The sequence below is a fragment of the Microcoleus sp. S13C4 genome (genome assembly GCF_036700865.1).
Classification (GTDB): Bacteria; Cyanobacteriota; Cyanobacteriia; order Cyanobacteriales; family Microcoleaceae; genus Microcoleus.
Genome location: NZ_JAUBPS010000160.1, coordinates 1 through 2,084, shown reverse-complemented (window position 1 = coordinate 2,084; position 2,084 = coordinate 1). Strand labels below are relative to the sequence as shown.

General features: G+C 44.8%; 4 protein-coding genes. 2 read left to right on the top strand and 2 right to left on the bottom strand.

All coding sequences use genetic code 11. From position 1 onward, the window contains the following. Positions 1-195: 195 nt before the first annotated feature. A complete protein-coding gene (locus QT996_RS28385; protein WP_333050834.1) occupies positions 196-489 on the bottom strand; it encodes a DUF3288 family protein in 294 nt (97 codons plus the stop codon). 408 nt (positions 490-897) lie between these two features. On the opposite strand from QT996_RS28385, the gene QT996_RS28380 reads away from it, so the two are divergent. Then, positions 898-1,215 (top strand): hypothetical protein, encoded by a 318-nt coding sequence (locus QT996_RS28380; protein WP_333050832.1) that lies wholly within the window; start codon positions 898-900, stop codon positions 1,213-1,215. 61 nt (positions 1,216-1,276) lie between these two features. Beyond that, positions 1,277-1,846, top strand: coding sequence for an ISAs1 family transposase (locus QT996_RS28375; RefSeq protein WP_333050830.1), 570 nt, complete (start codon positions 1,277-1,279; stop codon positions 1,844-1,846). Here the strand turns inward: QT996_RS28375 and QT996_RS28370 are convergent. Beyond that, complete coding sequence (locus tag QT996_RS28370; protein ID WP_445304598.1) at positions 1,794-1,997, bottom strand: hypothetical protein; 204 nt, start codon at positions 1,995-1,997, stop codon at positions 1,794-1,796. The genes QT996_RS28375 and QT996_RS28370 overlap by 53 nt on opposite strands. Positions 1,998-2,084: the final 87 nt, after the last annotated feature.

Sequence of the window (2,084 nt, the reverse complement as noted above, 5' to 3'; positions counted from 1 at the left end):
ATAGCATCTATAACTGGATGGGATTACATTTTGTCAGCCCTAGCTACTGTTGCATGATTTTTGAAAATTGGTATTAACTTGAGGCGAGCGCAATGCACTTGAATATTCGTAGACGCACGGCCCCTCAGAAACCGATTTTTTTACGAGAAGACGCGTTACAGCCCGCAGAAACAGCCAGAAACTGGGTTTCTCAAGTTATACCCAATCTTCTTGATCGCTTTTTTGTCGCCTGTAAACCTCACCTGTAGCGTGAATTTTACGCGTTTTTTCGTAAAGACTTTCTTGGGTATGATTCCATTTTTGCAGGACTTTTTTTAAGTCGGATTGGATATCTCTAGCGCCTGGAAAGCCTCGGTAGCGAATTATTAATCTTGCTAATTCCGATAAATTGTAGTCCGTTGCTTCTGAGGCTAATAAAGTATTGACACTGGCTCGATCGCGCTTGTATTGCGGATGCTGCTGATCTTGAGTTTTTTCTACTGAATCCATTCTATTTATATTTCCCAATCATCTGAAAATGTTGCTACAAGCAACCGCCACCCAAAGGCGCGGACATAAATAACTACAGGGCTATTTCATTCTAGTTGAGTAGTGGATATATAGCAATCCTAAGTGATTTTCTAGATTTGTAAAATCTGAAAGTCTTGCTATACAAGAAGTCTAGGAAGACAAGAGGGCGTTGTGTTGTGAGACTCAGATCGGATTGCTATAGTAGTAAAGTATCGTACTCATGCACGGGAGCTGCTATGTCTCAACTTGCCATTATCAAAGCCTTTGCAGACTTGCCTGACACCCGTCGCAAGGCAGGACAACGCCATCATCAAGCGCTGTATTTAGCCTTATTTACCCGCTTCAGTCGCTGCGGGGAATCGGGGATTTCTGGCTATTGGGGATTGGTTGAGTGCCCATCACTCTCAATTAGTTGCTTTATTTCAACCGCCCCTGGGACGTTTACCCTCTTACAGCACGATTCGCCGGACATTGCTGCGGTTAGAATATCAGGCTTATTCGGGTTGTTTGTCGAGGTTCTTCGGGATTCAACCCAAACCCGGAGAAACAATTGTGACAGATGGCAAAGTGTTACGCGGGTCCTATGAGTGTCCCACTGAGGACCCAACTGTCGATTCGCATCCAGCAATCATGCTGGTGACTGCCTACATTGTAGAACGTGGTTTGATTCTCGAACCCTATGAGGTGGCATCAAAAACGAATTAAATCACCGCACTCCCGGTTCTTATTCAGAAGATGGCAGTTAAGGGTGTAGTCTTCGCCTTTGATGCCATCAGTACCCAAAAAAACTGCTCAGACTATCATTGATAGTGGTAATGATTACTTGGGCGCACTCAAAGGCAATCAATCCAGATTGTTGGCCGCAGTACAAGCCAAATTTCAAGCGCAAGAGACGATGTTCCAGATCGACAAAGGGCATGGTCGGATTGAAAAACGCACCGTCAGCATTAGTCATGACCTGACTGGAATTCCTGATTTTCCGGGACTGCAAACCTTAATTCGAGCTGAATCCGAACGTGCTGTGCATCGAGCCTCCATCATTGAAGTCTCTACCGAAACCCGCTATTACGTGACCTCCTTGACCGAAACGGCCAGACGCCTTGCCGACAGAGTTCGAGGCTATTGGGGGGTCGAAAACAAAGTTCATTATGTTCGCGATGTCACCCCTCGGGCGAAGATGCTTCTCGTATTCGCACCAACGGGCTTGTTCAATGTTGGGCAATCGCACGCAATTTTGCCCTCAATTTGTATCGCGATTATGGCTTTCAAAACATGGCTCAAGCTCAACGTCTCGCTGGCTTTAATTTTAACATCCTCAAAGACTTGTTTAGAATGAAATAGCCCTGCTCAGAACCCCAACTCTGTAAGACTTTAGGCAGATCTTCTATCCGTCTAGATTCGACAATAGCCAAGAGCTGTCTAGTCTCTATATCTACTAATACAGCACAATAGTTTCCCTGGCCTTTTACCAAGGCAATTTCATCCATGCCAAGTCTTCTAATACCAATTTTCAAAAATCATGCAACAGTAGCTAGGGCTGACAAAATGTAATCCCATCCAGTTATAGATGCTAT